We start from the raw sequence: 530 nt of genomic DNA, 5'->3' as shown, positions 1-530 counted from the left end.
GGCGGCGACAGCGGCCAAATCAGGAGCGGGCGCCTTTTCCGGCTTCGAGCGCATGGTGGCGTGGCGCTATCTGCGCTCGCGGCGCAAGGAGACGGTAATCTCGGTCATCGCCTCCATCTCCTTCCTCGGCATCATGCTCGGCGTCGCGACGCTGATCGTCGTCATGGCGGTGATGAACGGTTTCCGCGCCGAGCTGCTCACGCGAATCCTCGGCGTCAACGGCCATCTCATCGTGCAGCCGCTCGATTCGCCGCTGGAGGACTACGCCCAGGTGGCGAGCCGCATCAACGGCGTCTCGGGCGTCAAATACGCGATCCCGCTGATCGACGGCCAGGTGCTGGCGCAAGGCAATGTCGGCGGCGGCACGGGCGCCCTGGTGCGCGGCATCCGCGGCGAGGACCTCGGCAAGATCTCGATCGTTTCCAGCAACATCAAGCAGGGCACGCTCGACGGTTTCGACACCGGCGAGGGCGTGGCGATCGGCAAGCGCATGGCGGAAAGCCTCGGGCTGGTGCTCTGCGATACTATCA

1 protein-coding gene is annotated in these 530 nt (G+C 66.2%); it reads left to right on the top strand.

The features are described 5' to 3' along the window. Positions 1-530: ABC transporter permease (locus tag EOA24_RS40500; RefSeq protein ID WP_189354721.1), on the top strand; the 530-nt coding region annotated here is incomplete at both ends.

Origin of the sequence: Mesorhizobium sp. M2A.F.Ca.ET.039.01.1.1 (genome assembly GCF_003998035.1) — a bacterium.
Taxonomy (GTDB): domain Bacteria; phylum Pseudomonadota; class Alphaproteobacteria; order Rhizobiales; family Rhizobiaceae; genus Mesorhizobium.
This window is presented reverse-complemented; position numbering and strand designations above follow the sequence as displayed.